Source organism: Lapillicoccus sp. (assembly GCF_036559105.1).
Taxonomy (GTDB): domain Bacteria; phylum Actinomycetota; class Actinomycetes; order Actinomycetales; family Dermatophilaceae; genus Lapillicoccus.
This window is the reverse complement of the sequence record NZ_DATBTV010000154.1, coordinates 1-5,686: the sequence shown is the minus strand read 5'-3', so window position 1 is coordinate 5,686 and position 5,686 is coordinate 1. Positions and strand designations below refer to the sequence as shown.

The 5,686-nt window shown below is 74.5% G+C and carries 5 protein-coding genes; 4 read left to right on the top strand and 1 reads right to left on the bottom strand.

The window, feature by feature from the left end:
• The 4 genes from VIG79_RS18590 to VIG79_RS18575 all read left to right on the top strand — a co-directional run.
• Positions 1-3,461: glycosyltransferase (locus tag VIG79_RS18590; RefSeq protein WP_331888362.1), on the top strand; the 3,461-nt coding region annotated here is incomplete at its 5' end.
• Entirely contained in the window at positions 3,458-4,930 is a 1,473-nt protein-coding gene (locus VIG79_RS18585) for a DUF5719 family protein (protein WP_331888360.1), read from the top strand. The genes VIG79_RS18590 and VIG79_RS18585, both read left to right, overlap by 4 nt.
• A 43-nt stretch (positions 4,931-4,973) precedes the next feature.
• Positions 4,974-5,207: a YlcI/YnfO family protein gene (locus tag VIG79_RS18580; protein ID WP_331888358.1), complete on the top strand. Its 234-nt coding sequence runs from the start codon at positions 4,974-4,976 to the stop codon at positions 5,205-5,207.
• A gap of 21 nt (positions 5,208-5,228) precedes the next feature.
• Positions 5,229-5,525: a type II toxin-antitoxin system PemK/MazF family toxin gene (locus VIG79_RS18575; protein ID WP_331888356.1), complete on the top strand. Its 297-nt coding sequence runs from the start codon at positions 5,229-5,231 to the stop codon at positions 5,523-5,525.
• An 8-nt stretch (positions 5,526-5,533) separates the two neighbouring features.
• Here VIG79_RS18575 and VIG79_RS18570 read toward each other — a convergent pair whose 3' ends face one another.
• The gene (locus VIG79_RS18570) at positions 5,534-5,686 is read right to left on the bottom strand and encodes a metallopeptidase family protein (RefSeq protein WP_331888364.1); all 153 of its coding nucleotides are present in this window, start codon (positions 5,684-5,686) and stop codon (positions 5,534-5,536) included.

Below are 5,686 nucleotides of genomic sequence, written 5' to 3'. Positions count from 1 at the left end.
CCGAGGTCGCCTCCTCGAAGAACGCTTCCGTCCTGTCCAGGGTCACCGAGCTCGTCGAGGCGCACGAACGGTTGGTCACCTCGGTTCCGGAGCTGGTCGTCATCGGGTTGCCCGCGCCGGCCGACCTCGGTGCCGCCGTCGGTGCGGCCCTGGCCGAGCTGGACCGCGGCAACGCACCGGGCGAGTCGGTTCCCGACGCCTCCGCGGACACGGCGGCCCGCGCCGGCCAGTCCCCTGACTCCGCCGAGGCGCCCGACGGCACCGAGGGCACCGAGGGCACCGAGGCGCCAAGCGGCACCGAAGCGCCAGGCGGCACCGGGTCGCCCGACAGCACCGGGTCGCCCGACAGCACCGAGGCGCCAGAGCCGGTCGGGGCCGGGTCCGCCGCGACCCCGACCGAGACCGAGGCCGGCCCCACCGACGCCGAAGCAGGGTCGGACGAGGCGGCGCATACCGACGACGACGCCACGCCGAGGTCCGAGGCGTCCGACGTCCCTACCCACCAGGGTGAGCCGGAACCCGAACCGGCACCGTCGCCTACCGAGCCTCTAGCAACTCCCACCCGCTCGACCACCCCGAGCGGCCCCGAGTGGCTGTGGGTCCTCGAGGACACCGTCGCGCCACAGCCGACCGCGCTGCGGCGACTGGTCGAAGCCGTCCGCCGGTCGCCCAGCGTGGGCATCGCCGGGCCGAAGGTGGTCCGCTGGGAGAACCCGCGGCTGCTGGTCGAGCTCGGCCGACAGGTCACCCGCACGGGGCGTCGCGTCGACTCGCCCGCGTTCGGGGAGGCCGACCAGGGCCAGTACGACACGCGGACCGACGTCCTGGCCGTCGGCACCGCCGGCATGCTGGTGCGTCGCAGCGTCTACACCGAGCTCGACGGGTTCGAACCGACCTTCGCCGCGGCCGGCGCCGACCTCGACCTCGGGTGGCGGGCGCAGCTGGCCGGCCATCGCGTGGTCGTCGTCCCGAGTGCCGTGGTCCGACGGACCCGGTCCGCCGCCGAGCGTCAGGCCGGCCCCCTCACCACCCGTCTGGCCGAGCGCCGGGCCGCTCGCCGTGTCGCGCTGACCCGGTGCTCGCCGCTGGCGGTGCCGTTCCTCGCGCTGTGGACGGTGGTCAGCGGGGTCCTCTCGGCCGTCGGCCTGCTCCTGCTCAAACGACCGCAACACGCGTGGGCCGAGCTTTCCGACATCGGCGCGCTGGGCCGGCCGTTCTCGAGCACCGCGGCGCGCTGGCGCTTCCGCCGTGCCACCACGGTCCGGCGCCGCCACCTCACCGGGCTGTTCATCGGGTCCGGGGCCGCACTCGGCGCCTCCTGGGACCGGGTGCAGGACGCCGTCACGCCCGACCGCAGTGGCACCCAGCGGGCCCCCGCCAGCGACGTGGCGGCCGCCGAGTCCGGCCCGGTCGCGGAGGAGGCGGAGTCCCTCAGCGGGCTGCCGCCCTCGCTGCCGGAGCGGATCGCGACCCACCCCGGCTTCCTGGCCGTCCTGGCCTGCGCGATCCTGTCGGCCCTCACCTTCCGGACGGCCCTCACGCAGGGTGTGCTCGACGCACGGGGGCCCGGTCTCGCGGGCGGCGAGCTGTTCGGCGTCACGACGAACGCCAGCGGCCTCTGGCACCTCTACCGCGACTCCTGGCACGGTGCCGGGTTCGGCAACGCGCTCGACACCTCGCCGTCGATGGGGGTGCTCTCCGGGCTGACCTGGCTGGTGCAGTGGGTGCCCTACGTGGACGACGGCCGCACACCGGCCGGCGTGACCCTCTCGTGGCTGATCCTCGTCGCGATGCCGCTGTCGGCACTCACCGCATACCTCGCCGCGCGGGTCGCCACCCGCGCCCGTTGGGGCCGTGGACTCGTCGCTCTCGCCTGGGGGACCAGCGGCGTCCTCACGGCTGCACTCACCCAAGGCCGCGTGTCCGTGGTGATCGCGCACATCCTGCTGCCGCTCGTCGTCGCCGGGTTCGCGTCGGCGATGAAGCGCGACGGCACGTGGACCGCGACGTTCGCGGCCGCCCTGGCCGCCGGGCTGCTCGGCGCGTTCGTGCCGGTCCTTCTCGCCGTGGGGGTCGTCGCCGCCCTCGTCGCGGTGGTCGTCGCACCCGGTCTGGGGCGTCGGCTGCGGGCGGCGGTGCTCGCCGTCGTCCCCATCGCCCTGCTCGGCCCGTGGGTGCTCCAGTTCGTCGAGGAGCCGTGGCTGCTGCTCACCGGTCAGGGCCTGCTCGACATCGGCCCCGACTCCCCGCCGGCCTGGCAGCTCGCGCTGGCCCAGCCCGACGGGGGCCCCCAGCTGGTCGGGCTCCTCTTCGTCCCGGCGCTCGTCGTCGCGATCGTCGCCCTGGCTCGCCGTAGCGGCGGCCGTCCGCGCAGCATCGCCCTCACCGCGCTTACGGTGACCGCGCTGCTCGGCCTCGCCCTCGCCTACCTCTTCGAGCGCGTCGGGGTCGGCCAGGCCATCGGCGAGGACGGCCAGCCGACCCTCGCGACGGTGTGGGCCGGGATCGGGCTGGAGCTCTACGTCGTCGCCGTCCTCGGCATCCTGCTGGTCGGCTGGCACGGGCTCGCCCATGTGCTCGGCGAGCGGCGGTTCGGCTGGCGCCGGTTCGTGGCGGGCGCGGTCGCCGCGGTCCTCGCCGGAGCGCTCGCCGTGGCCGCGGGGGTCACCGCCTGGGCCGGCGCCGGCGCGCTCCAGCTCGGGTCCGAGACCTACCCCGCCGTGGCCGTCGAGCAGGCCAACGGGCCCGACGCCAACCGCCTCGTCGTCCTGACGCCCGGGGCCGACCGGCTGGACTTCGCCGTGATCGGCAACGAGCCGGGCGCCTTGATGCGAGACGTCGATCGGCCCGCCGACGTCACCGATCCCGGGCTCGCGCCGCTGCTCGGCACCATGGCCTCGGGCGGCCTCATCCCCGGCGGTGCCGGCGACGCCCTCGCCGACCTCGGCGTCGGGTTCGTCTCCGTCATGTCGACGGCGGACGACCCGCTGACCCGAAGGCTGGACGCGGCCTCCGGCCTCACCCGGCTCGGGTCGACGGCCGACCAGACCCTGTGGCGCGTCGTCGCCAGGCCGTCCACGGTCGCGCCCGACGTCCCGGTCCCCCCGTCGCGAGTGCGCCTCGACAACGCCGAAGGTCGCCCCCTCGAGGTGGTGCCCGTCGACGGTCCGCACGGCGCGGTCCTGCGGGACCTGTCGGTCGCGGCCTCCGGGCGACAGGTGGTCTTCGCCGAAGCGCCCGAGTGGGCGACTCACGCCGTGGTGACGTTCGACGGACAGGTCCTCACGCCGGTCGCCACGACGGGCACCCCGACCTACCTGCTGCCCTCGGCCGCCGGACGGCTCGAGGCCGACCTGCCGCCGTCGCACGAGCGATGGTTCCTCGCCCAGCTGGCGCTGCTCGCCGCCGTCGTGTTCCTCGCGATCCCGTTCGGGTCGCGCCGCTCACGGAGGCTCGTGTGAGGCCGGCCGTCTGGGGTCTCGTCCGCGCCGGGGCGGCGGTCGTGGCCGGTGTCGGTCTCACGTATGCGGCGGTGCAGGTGCCCTGGACGACAAGCGTGGGCCCCGACACCCCCACCTCGGCCGCCGCGACCGCCACGCTCGCCCCGGTGGCCACCGCGGTCCTGTCCTGCCCGGGGCCCGAGAGCGAAGGGCTGACCGGTGTCCCGGCCGTGGCCGGGACGACCACGGCCCTGGCGGCCAGCCCGCCGGCACAAGTGCTGCAGGGCGTCGACGTCGCCGGCAGCACGGGGACGCTCACCGTGACGGCGAACCCGGCCGGCACGCCCGTCGGCACCTCCGACGAACGGGGCGCCCTCGTCCAGGGCTCCCTCACCGGCGCTTCGGTGGGCCAGGTGGTCGGCACGGGCGCGCTCGCGGGAGGCCTGTCCGCTCTGCAGAGCACCGTCATCACCGAGGGCGACGACCGCGCGGCCATCGCGACCGCATGCCAGGCACCGCGCGCGGAGCTCTGGCTGGTCGGCGGTGGCGGCGGCAGCACGCGGCGCGAGCGGGTCGTGCTCGCGAACCCCGGCGCCAACACGGTCACCGCCGACGTCACGGTCCTCGGCTCGTCCGGAACCCTCCCGTCGGCGAACGGCCGGAACGTCGCGGTGCCGCCCCGCGGTCGCACCAGCCTGCTCGTCGATGCGCTCGTCGGACCCGAGTCCACACCCGTCGTCCACGTCGTGGCGTCGGGTGGCGTGCTGACCGGCGTGCTGGAGGACAGCTGGATCGACGGTGCCGTCGGTCGTGGCGCCGACGACGCCTCGCCCGCCGCGGAACCGTCCAACGAGCAGGTCCTGCCCGCGGTCTACCTGAACGGCCCGGCTCGCCTGCGGGTCGCGGTACCCGGGGCGGAGGAGACCGTCGTCCAGGCCCGGGCCCTGACCAAGGACGGACCGGTCGCGTTGCCAGGTGACGGTGTCGTGCGGGTACCCGCCGGCACGGTCCGCGAGGTCGACCTCAGCACCATGCCCGCCGGCGCCTACGCGATCCAGGTCCGCGCCGACCACCCGGTCGTCGCGGGCGCGATGTCCGAGCGCCGCCCGAAGGCGACCGGCCAGTCCGACTTCGGCTGGACCACGTCGACCGAACCCGTCACCGTCGTCGCAGGGACACCGCTCCCAGCCGGTGCCACCGCGTCGGCGATGCTCGTCGCGACCGGCGGCACCGCCAGCGCGACGATCTACGTCGTCGGCGAGTCCGGCACTGTCGACGTGCGCCCGTTCTCGATCGTGGCCGACAGCGTCGCCACCCTCGACGTCTCGGGCGCTCGACAGGTGTGGGTCCGCACCACCGAGGGCACCGTACGGGCCGGCCTCTCGCTCAGCCTCAACGCGGCCGGTGCCGAGCCGTTGTTCGCGCTGGTGCCCCTGCCGCCCGCGCAGGTCTCGGCCACCCAGGTCCCGGTCCGCCAGATCCCGGGATGACCCCTGCATCCCACATCGGGATTCATTTTGGTATGATCGGATCATGAGTACGCAGATTGCTGTTCGGTTGCCGGACGAGGTCGTCGCGTTCCTGGATCGCACTGTCGCCACCGGGAAGGCCACGAGCCGTGCCGCCATGGTGACGTCCGCGCTGGAACGGGAGATGCGTCGTCAGCTGGCTGAGCACGATGCCGCGATCCTGCGAGGTGAGGGCGCGGCGGACGATCTCGACGACCTCGTCAGGTGGGCGGGCACCCCCTCGATGATCGAACACTGACCCGTGCGGGAGATCTGCCTGGTGCGTCTGGACAAGACTCGTCCGGCGGTGGTCCTCACCCGGGATGCGGCCCGCGCAGCGATGACGAAGGTGACCGTCGCCCCCATCGCGACGACGGTGAAAGGGCTGTCCAGCGAAGTGCGGGTGGGTGCGTCGAACGGGCTCGACCACGACTGCGCGATCTCCCTCGACAACGTGATCACCGTTCCGACGGCGCTTCTCGGGCGCACGATCGGGTTCCTGAGCGAGGAACAGGAGGCGCTGCTGGCCCGCGCGGTGGTGCTGGCCTACGACCTGGACATCGCGGTCATGGGCTGACGCGACGTTCAGTCGTCGGGGTCCCCGTCGGCGTAGTGGGGGTCGAGCTGCTCCGGGGTCACTCCGAGGAGCGCGGCCACCTGCTCCGTGACGACGTCGGAGATGAGCAGGGCAAGCTCACGCTGACCCTGGGTGCGCGTCTCCACCGGGCGCCGGTAGAT

What these genes read in the sequence shown, in the direction of transcription:
- VIG79_RS18580 (WP_331888358.1), top strand. Translation starts at nt 4,974, where the DNA reads ATGAGTACGCAGATTGCTGTTCGGTTGCCGGACGAGGTCGTCGCGTTC.